Origin of the sequence: Janthinobacterium sp. NKUCC06_STL (genome assembly GCF_019345455.1) — a bacterium.
Classification (GTDB): domain Bacteria; phylum Pseudomonadota; class Gammaproteobacteria; order Burkholderiales; family Burkholderiaceae_D; genus Janthinobacterium; species Janthinobacterium rivuli.
Genome location: NZ_JAHKQY010000050.1, coordinates 1 through 240 on the forward strand (window position 1 = coordinate 1; position 240 = coordinate 240).

General features: G+C 49.6%; 1 rRNA gene. It reads right to left on the bottom strand.

Features of this window, described 5'->3' with window-relative positions:
• A 23S ribosomal RNA gene (locus KO539_RS30795) occupies positions 1-240 on the bottom strand; the annotation flags it as partial.

The following is a 240-nucleotide window of genomic DNA, read 5'->3' on the forward strand; positions in this document are numbered from 1 at the left end:
TGTGTCGGTTTGCGGTACGGTCTCGTATGACTGAAGCTTAGAGGCTTTTCTTGGAACCACTTCCGATTGCTTCGTGAATAAATTCACTCGTCTCAACCCCTTGAATTCCGCACCCGGATTTGCCTAAGTGCCTTCTATGAGCCAAAAACCAACTATTCCAACAGTTGGACAACCTTCCGCGATCCGTCCCCCCATCGCATCATACGACGGTGCAGGAATATTAACCTGCTTCCCATCAGC